The 21,372-nt window shown below is 71.5% G+C and carries 21 protein-coding genes; 12 read left to right on the forward strand and 9 right to left on the reverse strand.

Annotated features, from left to right (window positions below):
- Positions 1-277: 277 nt before the first annotated feature.
- Positions 278-556: a GlsB/YeaQ/YmgE family stress response membrane protein gene (locus AHOG_RS08500; RefSeq protein ID WP_093940858.1), complete on the reverse strand. Its 279-nt coding sequence runs from the start codon at positions 554-556 to the stop codon at positions 278-280.
- Between the two features lie 185 nt (positions 557-741).
- Between AHOG_RS08500 and dxr the strand changes: the two genes are divergently transcribed.
- The 7 genes from dxr (at position 742) to AHOG_RS08535 (ending at position 9,509) form a co-directional block, all read left to right on the forward strand.
- Positions 742-2,007 carry a 1-deoxy-D-xylulose-5-phosphate reductoisomerase gene (dxr, locus tag AHOG_RS08505; protein ID WP_376700042.1) on the forward strand — a complete coding sequence of 422 codons (1,266 nt, stop codon included), beginning with the start codon at positions 742-744 and terminating at the stop codon, positions 2,005-2,007.
- Between the two features lie 4 nt (positions 2,008-2,011).
- Entirely contained in the window at positions 2,012-3,217 is a 1,206-nt protein-coding gene (locus tag AHOG_RS08510) for a M50 family metallopeptidase (protein WP_093940859.1), read from the forward strand.
- Between the two features lie 62 nt (positions 3,218-3,279).
- Positions 3,280-4,425 carry a flavodoxin-dependent (E)-4-hydroxy-3-methylbut-2-enyl-diphosphate synthase gene (gene ispG / locus AHOG_RS08515; RefSeq protein WP_093940860.1) on the forward strand — a complete coding sequence of 382 codons (1,146 nt, stop codon included), beginning with the start codon at positions 3,280-3,282 and terminating at the stop codon, positions 4,423-4,425.
- A gap of 82 nt (positions 4,426-4,507) precedes the next feature.
- Positions 4,508-5,344, forward strand: a complete 837-nt coding sequence (locus tag AHOG_RS08520; RefSeq protein ID WP_093940861.1) for a GNAT family N-acetyltransferase — start codon at positions 4,508-4,510, stop codon at positions 5,342-5,344.
- An 895-nt stretch (positions 5,345-6,239) separates the two neighbouring features.
- The gene (locus tag AHOG_RS08525) at positions 6,240-6,605 is read left to right on the forward strand and encodes a DUF3054 domain-containing protein (protein ID WP_245856647.1); all 366 of its coding nucleotides are present in this window, start codon (positions 6,240-6,242) and stop codon (positions 6,603-6,605) included.
- A 296-nt stretch (positions 6,606-6,901) separates the two neighbouring features.
- The gene (gene map / locus AHOG_RS08530; RefSeq protein ID WP_093940862.1) at positions 6,902-7,759 is read left to right on the forward strand and encodes a type I methionyl aminopeptidase; all 858 of its coding nucleotides are present in this window, start codon (positions 6,902-6,904) and stop codon (positions 7,757-7,759) included.
- A gap of 124 nt (positions 7,760-7,883) precedes the next feature.
- Positions 7,884-9,509, forward strand: coding sequence for a cobyric acid synthase (locus AHOG_RS08535; RefSeq protein ID WP_093940863.1), 1,626 nt, complete (start codon positions 7,884-7,886; stop codon positions 9,507-9,509).
- A gap of 147 nt (positions 9,510-9,656) precedes the next feature.
- Here AHOG_RS08535 and AHOG_RS08540 read toward each other — a convergent pair whose 3' ends face one another.
- Positions 9,657-10,349 (reverse strand): FadR/GntR family transcriptional regulator, encoded by a 693-nt coding sequence (locus tag AHOG_RS08540; RefSeq protein WP_093940864.1) that lies wholly within the window; start codon positions 10,347-10,349, stop codon positions 9,657-9,659.
- Between the two features lie 48 nt (positions 10,350-10,397).
- Between AHOG_RS08540 and AHOG_RS08545 the strand changes: the two genes are divergently transcribed.
- On the forward strand, positions 10,398-11,705 hold the full coding sequence (locus AHOG_RS08545) for a CynX/NimT family MFS transporter (protein ID WP_245856648.1): 1,308 nt from the start codon (positions 10,398-10,400) through the stop codon (positions 11,703-11,705).
- A gap of 27 nt (positions 11,706-11,732) precedes the next feature.
- On the opposite strand, the gene AHOG_RS29040 is transcribed toward AHOG_RS08545, so the two are convergent.
- From AHOG_RS29040 to AHOG_RS08565, 5 genes are all read right to left on the reverse strand, one after another.
- The gene (locus tag AHOG_RS29040) at positions 11,733-11,876 is read right to left on the reverse strand and encodes a hypothetical protein (protein WP_169725828.1); all 144 of its coding nucleotides are present in this window, start codon (positions 11,874-11,876) and stop codon (positions 11,733-11,735) included.
- A 144-nt stretch (positions 11,877-12,020) separates the two neighbouring features.
- Positions 12,021-13,409, reverse strand: a complete 1,389-nt coding sequence (locus AHOG_RS08550) for a mycothione reductase (RefSeq protein ID WP_093940866.1) — start codon at positions 13,407-13,409, stop codon at positions 12,021-12,023.
- A 100-nt stretch (positions 13,410-13,509) separates the two neighbouring features.
- Positions 13,510-14,727 carry a VanZ family protein gene (locus AHOG_RS08555; RefSeq protein ID WP_169725829.1) on the reverse strand — a complete coding sequence of 406 codons (1,218 nt, stop codon included), beginning with the start codon at positions 14,725-14,727 and terminating at the stop codon, positions 13,510-13,512.
- Between the two features lie 410 nt (positions 14,728-15,137).
- Complete coding sequence (locus AHOG_RS08560) at positions 15,138-15,674, reverse strand: YbhB/YbcL family Raf kinase inhibitor-like protein (protein ID WP_093940868.1); 537 nt, start codon at positions 15,672-15,674, stop codon at positions 15,138-15,140.
- Between the two features lie 216 nt (positions 15,675-15,890).
- Positions 15,891-16,172: a hypothetical protein gene (locus tag AHOG_RS08565; RefSeq protein ID WP_093940869.1), complete on the reverse strand. Its 282-nt coding sequence runs from the start codon at positions 16,170-16,172 to the stop codon at positions 15,891-15,893.
- Between AHOG_RS08565 and AHOG_RS08570 the strand changes: the two genes are divergently transcribed.
- From AHOG_RS08570 to AHOG_RS08585, 4 genes are all read left to right on the forward strand, one after another.
- Entirely contained in the window at positions 16,159-17,004 is an 846-nt protein-coding gene (locus AHOG_RS08570; protein ID WP_093940870.1) for a hypothetical protein, read from the forward strand. The genes AHOG_RS08565 and AHOG_RS08570 overlap by 14 nt on opposite strands.
- A gap of 45 nt (positions 17,005-17,049) precedes the next feature.
- Positions 17,050-18,330, forward strand: a complete 1,281-nt coding sequence (locus tag AHOG_RS08575) for a sensor histidine kinase (protein WP_211290556.1) — start codon at positions 17,050-17,052, stop codon at positions 18,328-18,330.
- Positions 18,327-19,067 carry a response regulator transcription factor gene (locus AHOG_RS08580; RefSeq protein WP_093944287.1) on the forward strand — a complete coding sequence of 247 codons (741 nt, stop codon included), beginning with the start codon at positions 18,327-18,329 and terminating at the stop codon, positions 19,065-19,067. The genes AHOG_RS08575 and AHOG_RS08580 overlap by 4 nt, the downstream gene beginning before the upstream one ends.
- A 341-nt stretch (positions 19,068-19,408) precedes the next feature.
- A complete protein-coding gene (locus AHOG_RS08585; RefSeq protein ID WP_093940871.1) occupies positions 19,409-19,849 on the forward strand; it encodes an SRPBCC family protein in 441 nt (146 codons plus the stop codon).
- A gap of 350 nt (positions 19,850-20,199) precedes the next feature.
- Here the strand turns inward: AHOG_RS08585 and AHOG_RS08590 are convergent, their stop codons facing one another.
- Positions 20,200-20,562 carry a MerR family transcriptional regulator gene (locus tag AHOG_RS08590; RefSeq protein WP_093940872.1) on the reverse strand — a complete coding sequence of 121 codons (363 nt, stop codon included), beginning with the start codon at positions 20,560-20,562 and terminating at the stop codon, positions 20,200-20,202.
- A gap of 23 nt (positions 20,563-20,585) precedes the next feature.
- Positions 20,586-21,347, reverse strand: coding sequence for an SDR family NAD(P)-dependent oxidoreductase (locus tag AHOG_RS08595; RefSeq protein WP_211290557.1), 762 nt, complete (start codon positions 21,345-21,347; stop codon positions 20,586-20,588).
- Between the last annotated feature and the right edge of the window lie 25 nt (positions 21,348-21,372).

The raw sequence follows: 21,372 nt of genomic DNA on the forward strand, positions 1-21,372 counted from the left end.
GACATCGCGCACCGGCACTCCACCACGGCGGCCCGCCTGACCCGGCGTGCGGCGGAACGCATGCTCGATCTCGGACGCCGTCGACGCTCCTCGCCGTGCGGTTCGCCGCCGCGCGGCGACGGCAGGGCGGCCCGGCATCCCGACCTGTCGGGCCGGCACCGACCTCCCCTCATCGCGCGGACATCGGCACGGCAGGCATCCCGCCGTCGCCGAACAGACGAAGGGGGCCGCCGGCGTCCGAAGACACCGCGGCCCCCTTCGGATGCCGTGGACCGGCTCAGGCGTGCGCCCGAGGCGAGCCGCGGCGTCCGACGACCATGCGATAGATGGCCAGGAGGACGATCGAGCCGAGAATGGCGACGATCCAGGTCTGGATGCTGAAGAAGTCCTCCGTGCCGGTGCCGAAGAGAGCGCTTCCCACCCAGCCGCCCAGCAGGGCGCCGACCACTCCGAGGATCATCGTCATGATGATGCCGCCGGGGTCCTTTCCTGGCATGATGGCCTTGGCGATGGCGCCTGCCAGAAGCCCCAGCACGATCCAACCGAGGATGCCCATCGGTGTACTCCTTCCCATGCTTCAGGCGTCGTCTGCGCCGCTGACGGGGGAGTACCCAGACGGGGGCGCATCATTCGTGTGAATTCGTTCGCCATCCAGCTCGTTACCTCTTCGTGACCATGGTGATGGTGCGTCGCCGTGCCTGAGGCCGCCCGATTCCGGGGCTCGACCAGGGTCGTAAGAGAATGTCGGCGATGCACGCTTTCGCGACTTCAGACGGTCCCGCCACTCGACGTGACGTCCTCCTGCTGGGCTCCACCGGCTCGGTGGGCGTCCAGGCGCTCGAAGTGGCCCGCCTCGACCCGGCGCGGTTCCGGGTCGTCGGACTGGCGGCGGGCGGAGGTGACCCAGCCGCACTGGCCGCCCAGGCGTTGGAGTTCGGCGTCGACGCCGTGGCGGTAGCTCGTGGGACCGCCGTGGAGGACCTTCAGCTCGCCTGTTACGCCGAGGCGCAGCGCCGGGGTTACTCGCGGGGCGAGTTCCGGATGCCGCGCATCCTGGCCGGGCCGCGGGCCGCCGTCGAGTTGATCGAGACGACGCCCGCCGACGTGGTGCTCAACGCGATCGACGGCTCCCGAGGGCTCGCCCCGACCCTTGCCGCGCTGCGGACGGGCGCCATGCTGGCGCTGGCGAACAAGGAGTCCTTGATCGCGGGCGGGTCGCTCGTGGTGGGCGCGGCGAAGCCGGGACAGCTCGTGCCGGTGGACTCCGAGCACTCGGCACTGGCCCAGGCGTTGCGGGGCGGCCGGGCCGACGAGGTGGACCGCCTGGTCGTCACCGCGTCGGGCGGCCCGTTCCGCGGGCGGACGCGGGCGGAGCTGGCCGACGTCACGGTCGAACAGGCGATGGCCCACCCGACATGGTCGATGGGGCCGGTCATCACCGTGAACTCCGCCACCCTGGTGAACAAGGGGCTGGAGGTCATCGAGGCGCATCTGCTGTTCGACGTGCCCTACGACCGGATCGACGTGGTGGTGCACCCGCAGTCGATCGTCCACTCCATGGTGACCTTCGTCGACGGCTCCACCCTCGCTCAGGCGAGTCCGCCCAGCATGACGCTGCCCATCGCGGTGGCGCTCGGCTGGCCCGATCGCGTTCCGGGTGCGGCGCGGCCCTGTCGGTTCGACGAGGCCGGCTCGTGGACCTTCGAGCCGTTGGACGACGTCGCCTTCCCCGCCGTGCGGCTGGCGAAGGCGGCGGGCGCGGCGGGCGGCTGTCTGCCCGCGGTGTACAACGCCGCCAACGAGGAGGCGGTCGCGGCGTTCCTACGAGGTCGCACCGATTTCACCGCCATCGTGGACACTGTCACCGAGGTGCTGAGCGAGGCGGACGGCTGGCGGGCCGACCCCGCCGACATCGACGACGTGTCGGCGGCCGAGAACTGGGCCAGGGCTCGCGCCGGCGAACTTCTGGGTGCCGCCGTCGGCGGCGCCTCGGCTGAAAGGGACTGACGACGTGGCCTTTGCAATCGGGGTCATCCTGTTCGCGCTGGGGATCGGCATCTCCATCGCGTTGCACGAGTTCGGCCACCTCGCCGCCGCCAAGGCCTTCAAGATGAAGGTGACCGAGTACTTCGTCGGTTTCGGCCCGAAGATCTTCTCCTTCCGGCGCGGTGAGACCGAGTACGGGCTCAAGGCCATTCCGGCGGGCGGCTACTGCCGGATCGTGGGAATGACCGCGTTGGAGGAGGTCGACCCGAGCGAGACGACCAGGGCGATGTACAACAAGCCGGTCTGGCAGCGGGTCATCGTGCTCTCGGCCGGCTCGCTGGTGCACTTCGTCCTCGGCTTCCTGATCCTGCTGATCATGGCCTTCAGCATGGGGCTGCCCAACATCGACGGCCGGGCCTCCGTCGGTGTGATCAGCGATTGCGTCAGCGATCAGGACCCGGCCACCGGGCAGCTCGTGCCCTGCGCGCCCGGCGACCCGGCGCCCGCCCGCGACGCGGGCATTCAGCCGGGGGACGAGATCATCGCCGTGGGGGGCACCGCGACCCCGCTCTACACGGACGTCCTCGAACAGACGCGCGACGCCGAGGGGCCGACCGAGTTCACCATCGTCCGCGGTGGCGAGGAGCAGACGGTGACCGTGGACGTCGCCACCGTCGCGCGGCTGCCCCTGGACGGCGGGGAGGAGCTGGAGTCCGTGGGGGCCGTCGGTCTCGGCCAGGCCGCGACCTTCCACTACGAGGGCCTGGCCGCCGTGCCTGCCACCGTCGACTTCACCGGCACCATGTTCGTCGAGACCTTCCAGCGCCTGCTGGAGCTGCCGGAGCGGATCCCCGCCCTGTTCACCGCCATCTTCGGCGGTGAGCGCGACATGAACACCCCGGTGAGCGTCGTCGGAGCCAGCATCATCGGCGGCGACGCGGTCGATCAGGGCCTGTGGGAGTTGTTCCTGCTGCTCCTGGCCACGCTGAACTTCTTCGTCGGCGTGTTCAACCTGCTGCCGCTGCTGCCGCTGGACGGCGGGCACATCGCGGTCAACGTCTACGAACGGGCCCGGGACATGGTGCGGGGCTGGCGGGGCAAGCCCCGCGGCGGCCCGGTGGACTACACCAAGCTGCTGCCGATCACCTATGCGGCGGTCGTGGTCGGCGGTGCCTTCGTGCTGCTGACCCTGACGGCGGACATCGTCAATCCCTTGCGGCTCACCCAGTAGGCTGGCAGCGGCCCGCTCGGCACGGGCGGGTCGCTTACCGACCGAATCGCGGAGAGGATTCGATGAGCGTCGATCTAGGGATGCCCGCTGCGCCGCCTCCGGTGTTGGCGCCACGACGGAGGACCCGATCGTTGCAGGTCGGGACGGTGCAGGTCGGTGGGGACGCGCCGATCTCGGTGCAGTCGATGACGACGACGGTGACCGCGGACGTGAACGCCACGCTCCAGCAGATCGCCGAGCTGACCGCCGCGGGCTGCGACATCGTTCGAGTCGCGTGTCCGACGCAGGACGACGCCGACGCGCTGCCCGCCATCGCGCGCAAGTCGCAGATCCCGGTGATCGCCGACATCCACTTCCAGCCCAAATACGTGTTCGCCGCCATCGAGGCGGGCTGCGCCGCCGTGCGGGTGAACCCGGGCAACATCAAGAAGTTCGACGACAAGGTCAAGGAGATCGCCCAGGCGGCCAAGGAGCACCGCACGCCGATCAGGATCGGTGTGAACGCGGGCTCGCTGGACCCTCGGCTCCTGGCCAAGCACGGCAAGGCCACGCCGGAGGCGCTGGTCGAGTCGGCGTTGTGGGAGGCGAGCCTGTTCGCCGAGCACGACTTCCACGACATCAAGATCTCGGTCAAGCACAACGATCCGGTCGTGATGGTCCGGGCGTACGAGCTGCTGTCGGAGGCGTGTGACTACCCGCTGCACCTCGGCGTGACCGAGGCGGGGCCTGCCTTCCAGGGCACCATCAAGTCGGCGGTGGCCTTCGGCGCCCTGCTGCGGCAGGGCATCGGCGACACCATCCGCGTGTCGCTCTCCGCGCCGCCGGTCGAGGAGATCAAGGTCGGCACGCAGATCCTTCAGTCGCTGAATCTGCGGCCCCGCAAGCTGGAGATCGTCTCCTGCCCGTCGTGCGGTCGGGCGCAGGTCGACGTCTACACCCTGGCCGAGGAGGTCACCGCGGGGCTGGAGGGCATGGAGGTCCCCCTGCGCGTCGCCGTGATGGGCTGCGTCGTCAACGGGCCCGGCGAGGCCAGGGAGGCCGACCTCGGGGTCGCCTCCGGCAACGGCAAGGGCCAGATCTTCGTCAAGGGCAAGGTCATCAAGACCGTGCCGGAGCACCAGATCGTCGAGACCTTGATCGAGGAGGCGATGCGTATCGCCGAGACGATGGAGGACGTGACCGGCGAGCCCAGCGTGACGGTCGGCTGAGCTTTCGATCGACGGCTGGCGGAGATCACCGGCGCCTACCCGCCTGGGCGGGTGACGGGTGGTCTCTGGCAGTCTTGACGGCGTGTTGAGGCTTGCCGGTGCTCGGCTGCTCGACGAACGAGACGAGGTCGCGATCCGGTCGGCGATCACCGTCGATCCGGTCGCGGCGTGCATGGTCGCGGCCAGGGTGGAGGCCACGGGCCTCGATCCCTGGCGCCTCGGCGGGGAGCTGTGGGGAGTGGGTTCCCGGCTCAGCGGCCTCTGCTTCTCGGGAGCCAATCTCATTCCGCTGCGCGGCGGTCGAGCGGCGTTGCGCGCCTTCGCCGATCGGGCGCTGCGCCGCCGTCGGTTCTGCTCGTCGCTGGTCGGTCCCGCGGAACAGGTCTTGGGCCTGTGGCGGGAGCTGGAGCCGATCTGGGGACCCGCGAGGGACATCCGCCCGGATCAGCCGTTGCTCGCCCTCCCGACGTCACCGCGACTGAGTCCCGATCCGCTGGTACGTCGGGTGCGGCCGGACGATCTGGAGCGTTACCTGCCTGCCGCGATCGCGATGTTCATCGAGGAGGTCGGCATCGACCCTCGGTCGGAGGACGGCGGTGCCTCCTACCGGGCGCGGGTGGTCGAACTGGTGGCGGGCGGGCGGGCGTTCGCCCGCTTCGACGGCGACGAGGTCGTGTTCAAGGCCGAGATCGGCGCCCTGTCGTCCCGGGTCGGGCAGATCCAGGGTGTGTGGGTGCACCCGGACCATCGCGGCCGGGGACTGGGCGCCCACGGCACCGCGGCGGTCGTCGATCACCTGGTGAACCGGCTGGGCCGGACGGCCAGCCTGTACGTCAACGGGTACAACCATGTCGCGCGACGGGTCTACGAGCGAATCGGCTTCCAGACCGTCGGCAGATTCGGCACCGTGCTGGTCTGAGGCGAGCAGGCCCGCACGGTGTCATCGGGCATCGGATCGCTCCGGTGCCGCCCGAGCGCCGGTACCGGCTCTGATCGCCGCGTCGTCGGCGCCCACCGGTGTTCTCGCGGTGCCGTGCTTTCACCGGCGCCGCCGTCTCCTGGTACCGCGTGGCCCGGTATGGCTGTGGCCCCGGTACGGCCGTCTCCTGGCACCGCCGTGACCTGGACCGCCGCGACCTGGACCGCCGCCGACCTGGACCGCCGTGACCTGGGACCGGCAGTGCGGTCCCGCAACGCCGTGTGCCGGGTACGCCGTGTGGCTGGTCCGCCGCGACCCGCCCGTGCCGACTCGGGTGTCGTATCGGCTCCGGGCGTCCCGACGTCGGATCGGTTTCTCGTCAGCCCTCCGCTCCGACTGCCGTCCCGCGGAAAGCTGCCTTGATGACCGGCCCGGCCGCCGGCGCCTCGGCCACCGGGCGGCACGTGAATCGGCGGCGATCGGCTCCTGCCGCCCGCGGTGTCGGGGGCGGTGCCCGTGGCCTGACCCCGCCCTGCCTGCCTGATCGACGCAGGCCCCGGTGTCGTGCCGTCCTCCGCGTCGCGTCGGCGCGTCGCCGCCGGCCGATCGGTGACTTTCCCGACCGTGCCCGCCCGGTCACCGGCCGCCGTCCGGGGCGGTGGGCAGCGCAGTGACCTGGGCTTATACCGCTCTCCTCCGCCCGGTGCCCGAGGCGTCCCGATGGTCGAGGAGCACCGCGCGCCGCGAAGGGGACGGTGGGTGCGTCGGGCTGTTCCACGAGGAGTACGGTTCCCCGTCGTGTACGGCCTGCCGGCCCGTACGGAGTAGTTCGGCGAGGACAGCGCGGCCGAACCGATCAGGTGTTCTCTCGCCGAATCAAGATGAAGAGGTGCTCGTGTCCCGGATCACTCGGGCACTGCCTGCCGCGTCCGTCGACGTGTTGGCAGTGCTGGTGTTCGCATTCGTGGGTCGACGTAATCATGAGGAGGCCGCGGGCCTGGGTGACGTCGTCGCGACGTCGATCCCGTTCCTCGGCGGACTCGCTGTCGGCTGGCTGGTCACCAGGGCTTGGCGCGAGCCCACTCGACTGGCGGTCGGAGTCGGCGTCTGGGTGGCCGCCGTGTTGGGCGGACTGGCCGTTCGTGCGGTCACGGTCAATGTGCCACCGGTGTCGTTCGCGCTGGTCACGGCTAGCGTGCTCGGTCTGTTCATGCTCGGCTGGCGCGCGGCGGCCGTCATGTTCGATCGCGGTTGCGACTGAATAGCGAGCTCCATGCACACTCACGTTCGAGTGGTATGACGCGAGGGCGACCTGCCGTCGGGCATCGCGATTCCCCGCGAATCGCGGAGTTTCCTGATTGAACTTCTCCATTTCGACGTGATTCCGGACGCGGCGTCGTTTCGATCGTGGTCGCGTCGGTTCTCCTGATCGTCACGGGGTCGGGTGCGGGGTGTCCTGCGCGCCGGGCGTCCGTCGGCTTCGATGCGGGCTCACACGTGATGTCGCGGGAGGCGGGGGCGCCGATCGCCGCTCGCGGCGCTGCGTAATCTGGGGGCATGTCGCTTCGCTCTCCCCTCCGGCCTGGCCAGCAGTCGCCCCGCAGGCCGGTTCCCGCCTCGATCACTCGGCCCGAGTACGTGGATCGTCCCGCCCCGGCACGCAACACCGATCCGTGGGTGCAGTCCGCCGAGGTGATCGAGAAGATGCGGGTGGCGGGACGGCTGGCCGCGCAGGCCTTGGAACTGGGCGGCAAGACGGTCGCGCCCGGAGTGACGACCGACGAGATCGACCGGGTGATCCACGAGTTCCTCTGCGACAACGACGCCTACCCGTCGACGCTGGGCTACCGGAACTTTCCCAAGTCCTGCTGCACCTCCCTCAACGAGGTCATCTGTCACGGCATTCCCGACTCGACGGTGATCGAGGACGGCGACATCGTCAACATCGACGTCACCGCCTACGTCGGCGACGTCCACGGTGACACCAACGCCACCTTCCTCGCGGGCGCGGTCTCCGAGGAGGCCCGGTTGCTGGTGGAGCGCACACGCGAGGCGACGCTGCGGGCGATCCGCGCGGTCCGACCGGGCCGCAGGCTCAACGTCGTCGGTCGGGTCATCGAGGCCTATGCGAAGCGGTTCGGCTACGGCGTGGTCCGGGACTTCACCGGGCACGGCATCGGCCGCTCCTTCCACAGCGGGCTCGTGATCCTGCACTACGACGAGCCGAACGTCGACACCGAGATCGAAGAGGGCATGACCTTCACGATCGAGCCGATGATCACGCTCGGCGGCATCGACTACGACGTCTGGGACGACGGCTGGACCGTCACCACCAAGGACAAGAGCTGGACGGCACAGTTCGAGCACACCATCCTCGTCACCGCCGAGGGCGCGGAGATCCTCACCCAGGCGTGAACCGCCGTCGAGACATGTCGGTGCGCGCCGCCGCTCGTTCCGTGTCCGCTGCCGCGCCGCCGTCTGGTGCTCGGCCGCCTGTCGCCGTTCCGGCCGCGGTCGGGACGGTCGCCGGACTCGTCTCATGGCGGGTCGCTACGTGAGCGCGCCGACCGGCGGCGCGCTGCTGGTGGCGGGGACCACCTCCGATGCGGGCAAGAGCGTGCTGACCGCGGGGCTGTGCCGGTGGCTGGCCCGACGTGGGATACGGGTGGCGCCGTTCAAGGCGCAGAACATGTCCAACAACTCGGTGGTCACTCCCGACGGCGGTGAGATCGGCCGGGCACAGGCCATGCAGGCGGCGGCGGCCGGACTCTCGCCCGCCGTCCGCTTCAATCCCGTGCTGCTGAAACCGGGCAGCGACCACCGCTCGCAGATCGTGCTGCACGGGAAGGTCGTCGGCGAGGTCGACGCGGCCTCGTACCGGAGCGGACGCGCGGAGCTGGCCGAGGCGGTGCAGACCGGCCTTGCCGAGCTGCGTGCCGAGTTCGACGTGGTGATCTGCGAGGGCGCGGGCTCGCCCGCCGAGATCAACCTCCGTGCGGGGGATCTCGCGAACATGGGGCTCGCCGTCGCCGGGCGGCTGCCGGTGATCGTGGTGTCCGACATCGACCGGGGCGGCGTCTTCGCGCACCTCTACGGCACGCTGGCGTTGCTCGACGCGGCCGATCAGTCGCTGATCGCCGGCTTCGTGATCAACAAGTTCCGAGGTGATCGCGGCCTGCTGGAGCCGGGACTGCGGACGTTGACCGATCTCACCGGCAGGCCCGTGTACGGCGTGCTGCCCTGGTCGGACGGGCTGTGGCTGGACGCCGAGGACTCGTTGTCCACCGCGGCCGACGGCGTGCTGGGGCGGCCCGCGCCGCCGGTGGGGGAGTCGTGGCTGCGGGTGGCGGTGCCCCGGCTGCCCAGGATGTCCAACCCGACTGACCTGGACGCCCTCGCCTGCGAACCCGGTGTCGCGGTGCGCTTCGTCGAGGAGCCGTCGCGGCTGGCCGATGCCGATCTCGTGGTCCTGCCCGGCTCCAAGTCCACCGTCGCCGATCTGGACTGGCTGCGGCGGACCGGTCTGGCCGAGGCGGTGCGGCGGCATGCCGCGGCGGGGAGGCCGGTGTTCGGCGTGTGCGGCGGCTTCCAGATGCTGGCCCGTTCGATCGACGATCGGGTGGAGTCCCGCCGAGGCACGGTGCCGGGTCTGGGCCTGTTGGACGTCGCGGTGACCTTCGAGGCGACCAAGATCCTGCGCACGCCGACGGGCCGCGCACTGGGCGAGCCCGTGGCAGGCTACGAGATTCACCACGGGCGGGTCACCCGTCGCGCGGCCGGGCTGGCGCCGCTGGTGGAGAGGGTCCGTCCGGTCGGCGGTGCGGGCGGAGTCGGCGCGGCGGCCGGCGCGGCGACCGTCTGCGGTGGGTTCGACGGCGATCACGGGGAGGGCGCGGTGTCCTGGCCGGTGGCGGGCACGCATTGGCACGGGATCTTCGAGAACGATGCCTTCCGCCGCGTCTTCCTACGTCGGGTGGCCGATCAAGCAGGTCGGCCGGGCTTCCGCGTCGCCGCCGACACCGCGTTCGGCGCCGCCCGCGAACAACAGCTCGACCTGCTCGCGGACCTGGTCGACGCGCATCTCGACACCGACGCCCTGCTCCGCCTCATCGAACACGGCGCTCCGGCCGGTTTGCCGCTGCTGGCACCGGGGGCCGGGGCGTAGCCGTCCGTACCTCGTGCCCGCCATGGCTGTCGGGTGGCCGGCGCGACCGTCGCCGAGGTGCCGTCGTCCGACGCACGGCGAGACGTGCCGGGCCACGCCCACGTACACGGCTCAGGCGCGGCCGGTGCCGCCGTGTCGCACGTCGACTCAGGCCTCGCCGGACATCCCGAGCCTGTCGAGCTGCTCGTCGAGGAAGCCGCCTGCCTCGCGTGCGGCCTGTTCCGGATCACGGTCGCGCACGGCGTTCAACAGGGCGTCGTGAGAGACGTGCCGGACGCACGGCGCCGCGTTGTCCATGTCGACGCCGGTGGCGACGCTGGCCGACACCGCCTCGGTGAAGCCCGCGTACACCTCGATCAGCACGGGGTTGTGCGAACAGGCGACGAGCTGGGCGTGGAAGTCGGTGTCGACGCGGACCATCGAGTCCCAGTCTCGTGCGGTCAACGCCTCGTCGCGTCGGCGAAGCGTGTCGGCGAGTGCGGCCAGCTCCTCGTCGGTGCGTCGCAGCGCCGCCAGCCGGGCCGCCTGGACCTCGAGCGCTCGACGTGTCTCCAAGACGTCGCGCAGCTCCGAGCTGCACAGCCTGCGTACGGCGCCGGAGAGCTCGCTGGTCGCGCGGACGAAGGTGCCGTCGCCCTGGCGTACCTCCAGCAGCCCGGCGTGGGCCAGTGCCCGGACCGCCTCTCGCACCGTGTTCCGGCCGACGCCGAGCGCGTCGACCAGTTCGGGCTCGGCGGGTATCCGGCTGCCGACCGGCCATTCGCCGCTGGTCACGAGTAGCCGCAGCTGCTCGATGACCTGGTCGACGAGGCCGGTGCGTCGCGTGGTGGCCAACGGCACAACGACGTCCTCTCATCCGAACATCCTATGTTTGGCATAGTAGTCCGGGTGTCCTGGGAACCACGAGAACCACCTGCCTCCGATGATCGGATTCTCCCCGACGAGCCGGGCGGCGTACAGCAGGCCGTCCTGGCCGGGGGCGGCACCGAGGTCGTCGAGACCGGTGCGGGAACCGCGCCCAGCAGGCACACGGCCCTCGTCGGCAGCGGGCTGCTGCTGATCGGCGTAGCCCTCGCCGCCGCGAACATGCGTCCGGCGGTCACCAGTCTGGCGTCGGTCCTCGGGGAGATCCGCTCCTCCCTCGGCCAGTCGACGACCTGGGCGAGCGTGCTGACCACGGTGCCGACCCTCTGCTTCGGTCTTGCCGGGGTGGCCGCGCCCCTGCTGGCCCGCAGACTCGGCCTGGCTCGGGGTATCGGGCTGGCCCTGGCCGTGCTGGCGATCGGACTCACCGTCCGCGCCGTCGACGGGCCGACGGCCGTGCTCGCGGGAACCTTTCTGGCCTGCGGCGCCATCGCGCTGTGCAACGTGCTGGTGCCGGTCGTGGTCAAGGAGTCGTTCCCGCATCGCATGGGCATGGCCACCGGCGTCTACACCTCCGCGATGGCGGCAGGCGGCGCGCTGGGCTCGGCGCTGACCCCGCGGTTCGCGCTGTGGTTCGACGGATGGCGGCTGCCACTGGCCACCTGGGCGCTGCTGGCGCTGGCCGCCCTGTGCGTCTGGTCGGTCGCCGCCCGCCACGACCGTGCGGCCGTGCCTGCCGAAGGCCCGACCACGCCGGATCGGCAGGGTTCGCTGCTGCGAAGTCCGCTGGCCTGGGCAGTCACGCTCTTCTTCGCCACCCAGGCGCTCATCGCCTATGTGGTGATGGGCTGGCTGCCCGAGGTGCTCATGGCGGCCGGGCACGATGCCGCGACGGCCGGACTGCTGCTGGCCGTGGTGATGGTGGTGGGAGTGCCGATGAGCCTGCTGACCGGGCCGCTCATCGCCCGTAGCCCGACGCAGTCATGGTGGGCGGTGGGCCTGGGCGGCCTCGCCGCCGTCGGCATTCTGGGGCTGCTGCTCGCACCGCTGTGGGCACCGCTGCTGTGGACGTTGAGCCTCGGGATCGGCATGGCCGTGTTTCCGCTGGCCCTCACGCTCATCTCGCTGCGGACCAGATCGTCCGCCGAGACGGCACGGATGTCGGCGATGGCGCAGAGCCTGGGTTACCTGCTCGCGGCCGCCGGACCGTTCCTCTTCGGCCTGCTGCACGACCTGACCGGCGGGTGGGACGTGTCGCTGCTGATGCTGCTGGGCGTGCTGGCGGTGCAGACCGTCCTCGGCGTGATCGCGGGACGCCCCCGCTACGTCTGACGACGGTCGGCACTCACGAACCCGCGCTCACTTCTTGCGGAACTTCGCCAGATAGCTCTGGACCTTCTCCTTGTTCTTCGGGTCGTTCGCCATCTCCTTGGCCTTGTCGAGGACCTCGCGGGCCTTCGGGCTCTTGGCGAGGTCCTGGATTCGATCGAACAGGGAAGCCATGGCTCTCTCGATCCCTTCGAAGCCGTGTCGGGCAGGGCGCGCCGACATGGTCGAGATTACCCAATCGGGCGGTATGCGAACCGTGAACGCGGCCCGGCGGGTCGTCGTGCCGACGCGCCGGGCCTCCTGCCGTCGCCCGGCGGATCAGCCGGGCAACGGCAGCTTGAGCAGGGCGTTCTCCACGAGCTCCGGCATGGCCGGGTGAATCCAGTACTGCTCGCGGGCCATCCGCCGCGCGTCCAGTCCGAAGCTCATCGCCTGGATCAACGGCTGGATCAGCGTCGAGGCCTGCGGGCCGATGATGTGCGCGCCCAGCAGTCGCCCGTCCTCCGGATCGGCGATCAGCTTGCAGAAGCCCGTGGTGTCCTCCATCGCCCAGCCGTAGGCGATGTCCGCGTAGTCCTGGATCGCCGTCACATGGCGCAGCCCGCGGATCTTCGCCTCCTGCTCGCTGATCCCCACCGAGGCGACCTGCGGGGCGGAGAACACCGCGTGCGGCACGAAGCGGTGATCGGAGGCCCTCGGCGACTCCGGGTGCAGCAGGTTGTGCTGCACGATCCTGGTCTCGTGGTTGGCGACGTGCTTGAGCTGGTGCTCCGAGCTGAGATCGCCGAGCGCCCAGATCCCCTCGACGTCGGTGCGCTGATACTCGTCCACCACGACCCGGCCGTCCGCGTGGGTCCGGACCCCGGTGCGATCCAGACGCAGCAGATCCGAGTTGGGCACCCGACCCGCCGCGACCAGCAGCACCTCGCCCTCGGCGCAGGACGCGCCGTCCGGGCCCTGCGAGTGCACGCGAACCAGGTCCCCCTGTCGCTCCACGCTGGTGATCGTCTGATCGAACCGCACGTCCCACCGGCCTGCCGCCAGTTCGGAGAAGCGACGAGAGACGTCGACGTCCTCCTGCCGGAGCAGGGCGCCCGACCGGGTGACCAGGGTGATCTCGGTGCCGAAGGAGCCGAACACATGGGCCAGCTCGGCGGCGATGAATCCGCCGCCCACGATCACCATGCGCTCGGGCAGCCTCTCCAGTCGCATGATCGTGTCACTGGTGTGGACGCCGACGTCCGCCATCCCCGGCACCGCGGGCAGGACCGGCCTGCTGCCCGCCGCCAGCACGATGCGATCGGCCGTGATCGTCTGCTCCGCGGCGCCCTGGCCGGTGACGGTCAGGGTCTTCTCCCCGACGAACCGGCCGGTGCCCTCGAACACCGTCACATTGGGGCTGCCGTCGATCCGGTACCGCCTGCCGCCCTGGGCGATCGGGTCGATGCGGCCGAAGATCCGGTCGCGCACCTCGGTCCAGCGAACGCCGTGCAGCTCCGAGTCCACGCCCAGTGCGGCCGAGGCGGCGGGTGTGCCCGCCAGCTCGGCGGTGTGCACGAACATCTTCGTCGGGATGCAGCCCACGTTGAGGCAGGTGCCGCCGAAGGTGCCGCGTTCGATCAGCGCGACGTTCCAGTCGGCGAATCGCTCGTCCACGATCGAGTTACCCGATCCGGTGCCCACGATGGCAAGGTCGAAATGCTGCACGCCGTCATCTCCACTGTTCGTGTTCCGTCTGGTCTGGCGGTTGTCGTCTGTCCGGGCCGTCGTGCCACTGGGCCGTCGCCCCGGGGCCGGCCGCCGGGCGTCATGCCCTGGTGTTCTCGGACCGCCCGTCCCCGGCGCGGCCCCCACGTCGGGACGGGGTTCCGGTCTTCTTCGTCTTCTCGGCGCCGCCGACGGTCTCCTCGCCGCCGCCGGCAGCCCGGCCGTCGGTCTCGTCACGGCCGATGCGGACGTCCACCGCGTGCAACCCGCTGAGCATTCCGCTGATTCCCCGTCGATCGCTGGTCAGCAGCAGCGAGCCCGCGTGCAGCACGGCGAGCCCCACCGCCGCCCAGACCGCGGGCGCCCACCAGATCAGCGCCGCCGTCTGGAGCAGCCCGAAGGCGCCGAAGCCGCTGATCCACCAGATCAGGGCGCGGAGCACGGCGGGGCGGCTCCCGTCCACACTGGTCAGCCGCAGCAGGACGATCTGCTGTCCGGGGGTCGCCCTGCGCACGACGAGGCTGGTGCCGATCAGCGCGGCGGGCAGACTCCACTGCGCCACCGCGTGGACCCAGGGAAGCCCGTCCTCCGCCGCACCGCCGGTGCCGAGCACGGCCGTGACGATCAGCAGGGCGACGTTCCCGGACAGCCACATCACCAGCATGTCGCAGGCCATCCCCAGCACCCGGCGACTCGCGGTCACCGGCCGGGGAACGCCGGGCGCCGCCCCGGTGCGCTGACCGGGCACCAGCCGGAGCAACGGGGCGAGGATCGCTCCGATCACCGCGCCCAGCCCGTTGGCCGCGAGGTCGTCGACGTCGAACAGCCGGTAGGGACACGGGTAGAGGAACCAGATCCCGGTCAGCTGGGTGAACTCGATGAACAGGGTCGTGGCGGCGCCGATCGCGATGGTGGTCAGGAAGCCCCGACGGAACATGTGCCGCACGAACATGCCGAGCGGCACGAACAGGGCGATGTTCATCGCGAACTGTTGGAAGGCGAAGTCGACCAGCACGGCGCGGACGCCGCCCGAGCCGAAGGTCGCGGGCAGCCCGGCGAGGCTGGCGAGCGGGCTCAGCTGCGGACGAACCCAGGAATACGCCTCGCAGAAGCCGGGCCCGACGGGCGGGATCGGGATCAACACGTAGGCCAGCAGGCCGATGACATAGCAGAGGAAGGCGAAGGCGATCAGCGCGTGGCCTAAGCCGAGCTGTCCCCGCCTGCGGTACTGCCGCGCGACGTAGGGCAGGAAGGCCAGCGCCGCGATGACGACCGCGATGGTCAGCGCCACGAATCCGGGCAGGACACGGATGCTCACGGTGGAAGGTGCTCCTGTGCTGGAAGACGGATCGGCGACCCGGACGACGCCGAGCCGCCACGGGGGCGGCCGGGCGGGCACGGAGCGTCGGGACGTTTCTGCCCGTGGTGTCGCCACGTGCAGTGGTGCGGCCCGATGGGAGACGGTCGCAGGCGAGGGGCGGTGGTCGGTGGATCGGGTGGTGATCGGGCTGCCTGCCCGCCGCGGTGCGTTCGGCGGGACCGGCGGGCAGGCGGCGCGGGCGCTCGCGAGAGCCTTCCGAGACAGACCGGATCGATCCCGACCGGACTGAGCATGACCGGAATGAGCACGACCGGATCGACTCCCCACGGCGGCGAGCCTGTCGAGCGGCTGTCGCCCGAGAGGACCCCCGCCCGAGGGGACGCGACGACAGGCCCGGCCGTGCCCCTCTAGTGGGAGAAGACGGGCGCGATGATCGCCCTGGCGAGGGTGTGGAAGACGAGGTTGAAGCTGACCACGGTGAGGCTCGTGTCCGCGTCGACGTCGAGCGCGGGCACGTCCATCGCGTGCACGACGAAGTAGTAGCGGTGCGGGTGGTCTCCCGGCGGGGGAGCGGCGCCCGCGTAGTCCCTCGTGCCCAGGTCGTTGCGCACGGCGAAGGCCGAACCGGGCAGCGCCGCGCCCGCCGCGCCCGCCCCGGCGGCCAGCGACGTCGTCGTGGCCGGGAGGTTCACCACTCCCCAGTGCCAGAAGCCCGCCGGAGTCGGCGCGTCCGGGTCGAAGCAGGTGACGGTGAAGCCCTGCGTCTCCTCAGGGAATCCCGACCAGCTCAGGGCGGGCGAGACGTCCTCGCCGCCCGCCCCCGCGGAGATGTGCCGCGCGGTCAGCTGCTCGCCGTGGGTGACGTCGTCACTGGTCACGGTGAAGGACGGCACCGAGGGGAGCAGCGTGTAGGGGTCTGGCGCGATCGGGCGATCCAGGCTCATCGGACTCCTCATACGTCGGTCGAGATCGTCGGGTCTTCGGGCACGACCCTAGCGGCGCCCGGTACTCCTCCGCCGCCCGTTCGGTCGGTGCGTGCCGCGTTCGGGCGCCTCGGGGCCGCCGGGATGGGGCGCGGCCGGTGCGGCCGGGCGGCCGCGGTGGAAAGGCGACCGTCAAGCCGGGGCACGGGGCGGGCCGTCGAGCGCTGCGACACCGTGTCATGGGCGAGGAGGAAAGGGCGCACGCCGCCACAGGTCGACCCCGGGGAGGGAGCCGTCTCCCTCGGGCGAGGGAGGCGGTCCGCCGCTCGCCGACGGAACCCTGGTCTCGACAGCAGACCAGCCGACCTCAGCCGCCGAGGGAGATCCGATGCCCCGTCCTGATCCGCGGACCGGTGCCGCGTCGAGCACCGCCCGGTCGAGCACCGCCCGGTCGAGCACCGCCCGGTCGAGCACCGCCCGGTCGAGCACGGCCACGCCCGCGTCGGTGAACGGCGGCACGGCCGGCTCCGTGCGTCCGCTGTTCCTGGCGCGGGCGGCGCTCGTCGTCTGTCTCGCACTCCTCGGGCTGGCAGTGCTGCCCGCTCCGCGTGACGTGCTGACCGATGCCACCGGCGTCCCGGCGTGGTTCCCGCCGATCGCGGCGGCCCTGGGACTCGTCGCGGCGGCACTGGTCAGCACGACGAGGACCCGCTCGAGCCCCGGCTCGATCGCGATGGCGGCGGTGGCGGGCGTGGCGCTGATCTGGACGTCGACCGGCCTGCTGATCCAGGTCTTCGGTGCGCCGGTCATGGTGTTGTCGGGCGCCGAGCTGCCGTACGAACTCCTGCCGATGGCGGTGCGCGTGCTCGCCGCCACCGCGGTGGCCCTGCTCGCCGCGAGTCTCCTGAGCGGTCGGACCTTCGCGACCCCCGGCCCACGCGCGTCGTGGTTCGGCCTGCTCTCGCTGGTCTTGGTGCTCGTCTATCCGGCGGTCAAGACGGCGTGGGCGTTGGGGATCGACGTCGGCGTCGTCGGGGAGCCGGTGGCGCACGGCTTCGACGCGGGATGGATTCCGGCGATCTTCGCGTGCGCGGGCGCGGTGCTCATCGTCGCGCTGACGTTCGACGTCCCCCGCTTCCTGCCTCGATGGACGCTGCTGGCGGGCGGCTGGTTCGGCACGGGCGCGCTGATCACCGTCATCCCGGTGGTCCTGGCACCCGGCCAGACGGCCGACTCCGGGGACCTGGCGCCGTGGGTCTTCACCCTCTTCTACGGAAGCTGGGCGCTGCTCGGCCCGATGCTGGGTGCCACCACCTGGGTGTTCCAGCTCCGCGGCAGGCGCGACCGCTGAGCCGACCCGCCGGGGCGGACCCGCCGTCGATACCGTGGCACTGCCATGTCCGTGCTGCCTCGCCTGCCGCGCTCGATGCACCGTGCCCCCGTCCTCCGGCGGGTGCTCGGGGCGACCTTCTTCCGTCGATGGGCCCATCTGATCCTCGGCGGTGCCCTGCTGATGCCCTTCGTGGCGGTGACGGGCGTCGCCGTGGAGCTGCTCGCTCGCCGGACGACGGAGGAACTGCCGGTGCTGCTGGCCAGCACCCTCGCGGCGGTGCCGCTGGTGGCGCTCGTGGGTCTGACCTCCCCAGTCCGAGAACTGACGGCCGGTCCGGCCACGACGCTGCTGGGCGGGTCTCTCGTAGCGGGGGAGATCGGTCGCGGAGACGGCTGGCAGGCCCGATGGCGCACGAGTCTGTGGTTCGTGCTGCACCTGCTGGTCGGCGGGCTGATCAGTGCGCTCACTCTGGCCCTGCCACCCGCGGCGGCCCTCGGGCTCGCGGCGCCATGGCTGCCCGATCTTCGACTGCCCGCCGCCTGGGGCGTCGCCGGGGAGGGGAGCCGCTGGTGGCTGGTGCCGCTGGCGCTCTCGTCGTCGGTCGTCCTCCTCGCGATGGTGGCGGCGGCGGGAGCACTGTTGAGTCGAGCGGCCGCCGTTCTGCTCGGGCCGACGCCCGCCGAGCGACAGGCGGCGGCGCGCCGGGAGCTCGTGCGGCGTGCCGAGCGGCATCGGCTGGCGCGGGAGCTGCACGACTCGGTCGGGCATGCGTTGAGCGTGGTCAGCGTCCAGGCGGGGGCCGCGCGACATCTGGCGGCCACCGACGTCGAGTTCGCCGTGACGGCGATGCGGGCGGTGGAGGCGGCGGCCAGGGCGGCGCAGACGGACCTGGACCACGTGCTGGGACTGCTGCGCGACGACGACTCGGAGGATCGTCGCGCCACGCCCCTGTTGTCGGAGGTGCACGCCGTCGTCGACGCCGCGCGTGCGGCGGGAAGCGAGGTGGAGCTGATCGTGTCCGGCTCGCTCGCCGAGCCCGATGCGGAGGTGTCACGGGAGGCCTACCGGATCGTGCAGGAATGCCTCACGAACTGTCTGCGGCACGCGCCGGGCGCACCGGTGCGCGTGCGACTGGACGTGCGGGACGGGGAGCTGCTGATCACCGTGGACAATCCGCTGCCTGCGACCGAGGCCCGTCCCGGGCGTGGTTCGGGCGGCGGTCGGGGCCTGCGAGGCGTGCGGGAACGCGCCGTGCGGCTGGACGGTCGGGTGGAGGCGGGCCCGATGGACGGCCGGTGGTCGGTGACGGCGCGGCTGCCGTGGTCCCGGACGGGAGGGCGATGACGAAGCGGCGATCGAAGTCGATCTCGGCGGCCGGCGGGAGCGGGGCGCCCGAGCCGCTGCGAGAGGACTCCTCGGGCGGTCCGGGTGCCGACGGCGAACGGGTGATCGACGTCCTCCTCGTCGACGACGAGGCGTTGGTGCGAGTCGGACTGCGCGCGATCATCGACAGCCAGCCCGACCTGCGAGTGGTCGGCGAGGCGGCCGACGGCGTGGACGTCGTCCCGCTGGTGCGGGCCTCGCGGCCCGACGTGGTGGTGATGGACGTGCGCATGCCGGGCATCGACGGCATCGAGGCCACCCGACGGCTGCTCACGGGCAGCCCGGACCCGCCCAGGGTCCTCGTGCTCACCACCTTCGAGAACGACGATCACGTCTATGAGGCGCTGCGCGTCGGCGCCCAGGGCTTCCTGCTCAAGCGCGCCGCTCCGGAGGAGATCCTGCGGGCCGTCCGAACCGTCGCGGCGGGCGACTCGCTGCTGTTCCCGGCCGCCGTCCGATCTCTCGTGGCGCGTCGCGAGACCCCGGCGCGCGGCGCGCCGCGGCTCACCCCACGCGAGACCGAGGTGCTGCGTCTCCTCGCCGCCGGGCTGAACAACGCCGAGATCGCCGGTCGACTGTTCCTCGGGGTGGAGACCGTCAAGACGCATGTTCGCGCGGTGCTCGTCAAACTCGATGCCCGGGACCGCACACAGGCCGTCATCGCCGCCTACGAGACGGGGCTGGTCCGGCCGAGCTGAGGGTGCCGTGTCCGGTGGCGCTCGTGGGCAGGCGGGTGCCCGTACGGACCGAAGCCGTTCCCGGGCTCGCTCGGCAGGCGAGCCGGGGAGGGCGCGGACGCGGTCGCGGTCCGGTGTGCCGACGGACCTGTCGCCGAGGGCGAACCGATGCGTGCGGCGGTCCGGACCGACAGCGCGAATCGGGTCGGGGCCTGCCCGAGGGGTCGGCGAGCGGGAGCGATCGGTCTGCCCCGCCGCTCCCTCGCGTCGAGGCTCCGCGCAGGTCGGCTGCCTGCCGTCGACTCAGGACCGATACCGTGATCACGCAGGCGTTTCGGGGGGCGAGACGGAAGTGGAGTGTCATGGCTGAGCTCAAGGTCACGGTCGAGCGGGAGTTCGACGACGAGGTGAGCAGGATTCGCGAACTGCTCGCCGACTACCGGGAGACGCGCCCCGCCGTGCTGCCTCCGCCGTTCAGCGAGTACGAGGTGCTCGCGGGTGGCACCGGTGCCGGCACGAGGGTCCGGTGGAAGCTGCAGGCCACCAAGCGCCGGATTCGTGACTGCGTGCTCGACGTGGACCAGTCGGCCGAGGGTGACCTGATCGAGCGGGACGCCAACTCCAGCATGGTGACCACCTGGACGGTGCGGCCGGGAGCGGCGGGCCGGTCCAGGGTCGTGGTCACCAACACCTGGCAGGGCGCCACCGGCATCGGCGGCTTCTTCGAACGCACCTTCGCCCCGATGGGGCTGCGCAGGATCTACGGCGAGCTGCTGGACAACCTCGCCCGTCGAGCCGTCTGAGACCGACGCGCCGCGCATCAGGGCGGCGAATGAGGCCGCCGCGCCGCCGCGCGACCGAGAGGACGGGCCGGACCGCGCGGCTGTTCGTGCCGACGACGGTCCGAGACCCGTCACACGGCGGTCCGGTCGACGCTGATGCCCGAGGGCGTCCAGCCCGGCGAGCCCTCTCGCCGCAGGATCGCCGGGTCCGGCCGTCCCCGAGCACGTCGACGTCCTGGACCCATGCCGACCACCGTGGGCGTCCCGCACCTCCCAGGATCGGCCGCGTGCCGCCGGTGGAAACCCGCCGGTGGCGTGTTCTCGCCTGCCGCGGTGCGAAACCTCGGCTCAGGGCGGCCTCGGGGGCTCGGTCAGTCGGCGACCCGTGCCGTCGCGAGATCCACCTGATGGGCGAGGTCGTCGCGGATCTCGGTGAGGGCCTCGATCCGCTCGGTCAACTCGGCCAGCCGACGCCGCACGACGTCGAGACCGGTGCGGCCGGGAGCCGCGGCGAACAGATCGCCGTCCAGACACGGCAGGAAGCAGCGCACGTCCGCCAGCACCAGGCCGAGCGAGAGGAGCCTGCGGATGTTGGCCACCCGGGCGACGGCTGAGGCCTCGTAGACCCGATATCCGTTGGGCAGGCGCTCGGAGGTCAGCAGCCCCTGCTGCTCGTAGTACCTGATCGACCGTGTGCTGCACCCCGTTCGTGCGGCCAGCTCCCCCACTCGCATCCGCCCGCTCCCCTCACCGCCGATCAGGTGACGCTGCCACCGCCGTCCACCGGGAGCCAGGCGCCGTTCACCCCGGCGCCGTTCCGTCGGTGCGCCACGGCGACGATCCACCAGGCCACCTCGTCGGCGGTGTTGACCCGCCCGGCGAACCGAGCGTCGTTCTCGGCCTGTACCTGCGCGAGATCGGCCTCCGAGTATCCGTTGTTGGTCAACACCGGAGTGTCGGTGGGGCCCGGTGCCACGGTGACCGCCCGGACGCCTCGCGATGCGAGTTCCACGGCCCAGGCCCGGCTGAGGAAGTCGAGCCCCGCCTTGCTCGCGCCGTAGACCGACATCCCCGGCCACCCTCGCTGACCCACCGCCGTGCTGACGTTGATCACCGCGCCCTTCGAGGCCTCCAGACTGGGCAGTGCCTCCTGGGTGAGGAACATCGGCGCGACCAGGTTGGTCTCCAGCTGACGTCGTACCTCCGCCCTGGTGATGGAGCCCAGCGGTGTGCGGCCGACGACGCCCGCGTTGTTCACCAGCACGTCGATGCGGCCGCCCGTCTCCACCGCCGCCGTGACGATGCGTTCCGGACCGTCCGCGGCGGTGACGTCGACCGCGAGCGGGTGAATCGTCGGGTGTCCGTCGGCCGTCTCCGCCAGCGGCTCCGGTCGGCGCCCGACGGCCAGCACCCGCGCCCCGCGCATGGCGAAGGCACGCGCCGCCGACCGCCCGATGCCCGACCCGGCACCGGTGACGATGACGCTCTGACCTGCGAAATCCATCTCCTGATCTGTCATGTCGGGGACGGTAGGAGGTTGACGT

Source organism: Actinoalloteichus hoggarensis (genome assembly GCF_002234535.1).
GTDB lineage: Bacteria > Actinomycetota > Actinomycetes > Mycobacteriales > Pseudonocardiaceae > Actinoalloteichus_A > Actinoalloteichus_A hoggarensis.

What these genes read in the sequence shown, in the direction of transcription:
- AHOG_RS08590 (WP_093940872.1), bottom strand. Translation starts at nt 20,562, where the DNA reads ATGCGAGTGGGGGAGCTGGCCGCACGAACGGGGTGCAGCACACGGTCG.
- ispG (WP_093940860.1), top strand. Translation starts at nt 3,280, where the DNA reads ATGAGCGTCGATCTAGGGATGCCCGCTGCGCCGCCTCCGGTGTTGGCG.
- AHOG_RS08560 (WP_093940868.1), bottom strand. Translation starts at nt 15,674, where the DNA reads ATGAGCCTGGATCGCCCGATCGCGCCAGACCCCTACACGCTGCTCCCC.
- AHOG_RS08580 (WP_093944287.1), top strand. Translation starts at nt 18,327, where the DNA reads ATGACGAAGCGGCGATCGAAGTCGATCTCGGCGGCCGGCGGGAGCGGG.
- AHOG_RS08575 (WP_211290556.1), top strand. Translation starts at nt 17,050, where the DNA reads ATGTCCGTGCTGCCTCGCCTGCCGCGCTCGATGCACCGTGCCCCCGTC.
- AHOG_RS08595 (WP_211290557.1), bottom strand. Translation starts at nt 21,347, where the DNA reads ATGACAGATCAGGAGATGGATTTCGCAGGTCAGAGCGTCATCGTCACC.
- AHOG_RS29040 (WP_169725828.1), bottom strand. Translation starts at nt 11,876, where the DNA reads ATGGCTTCCCTGTTCGATCGAATCCAGGACCTCGCCAAGAGCCCGAAG.
- AHOG_RS08500 (WP_093940858.1), bottom strand. Translation starts at nt 556, where the DNA reads ATGGGCATCCTCGGTTGGATCGTGCTGGGGCTTCTGGCAGGCGCCATC.
- map (WP_093940862.1), top strand. Translation starts at nt 6,902, where the DNA reads ATGTCGCTTCGCTCTCCCCTCCGGCCTGGCCAGCAGTCGCCCCGCAGG.
- AHOG_RS08535 (WP_093940863.1), top strand. Translation starts at nt 7,884, where the DNA reads ATGGCGGGTCGCTACGTGAGCGCGCCGACCGGCGGCGCGCTGCTGGTG.
- dxr (WP_376700042.1), top strand. Translation starts at nt 742, where the DNA reads ATGTCGGCGATGCACGCTTTCGCGACTTCAGACGGTCCCGCCACTCGA.
- AHOG_RS08585 (WP_093940871.1), top strand. Translation starts at nt 19,409, where the DNA reads ATGGCTGAGCTCAAGGTCACGGTCGAGCGGGAGTTCGACGACGAGGTG.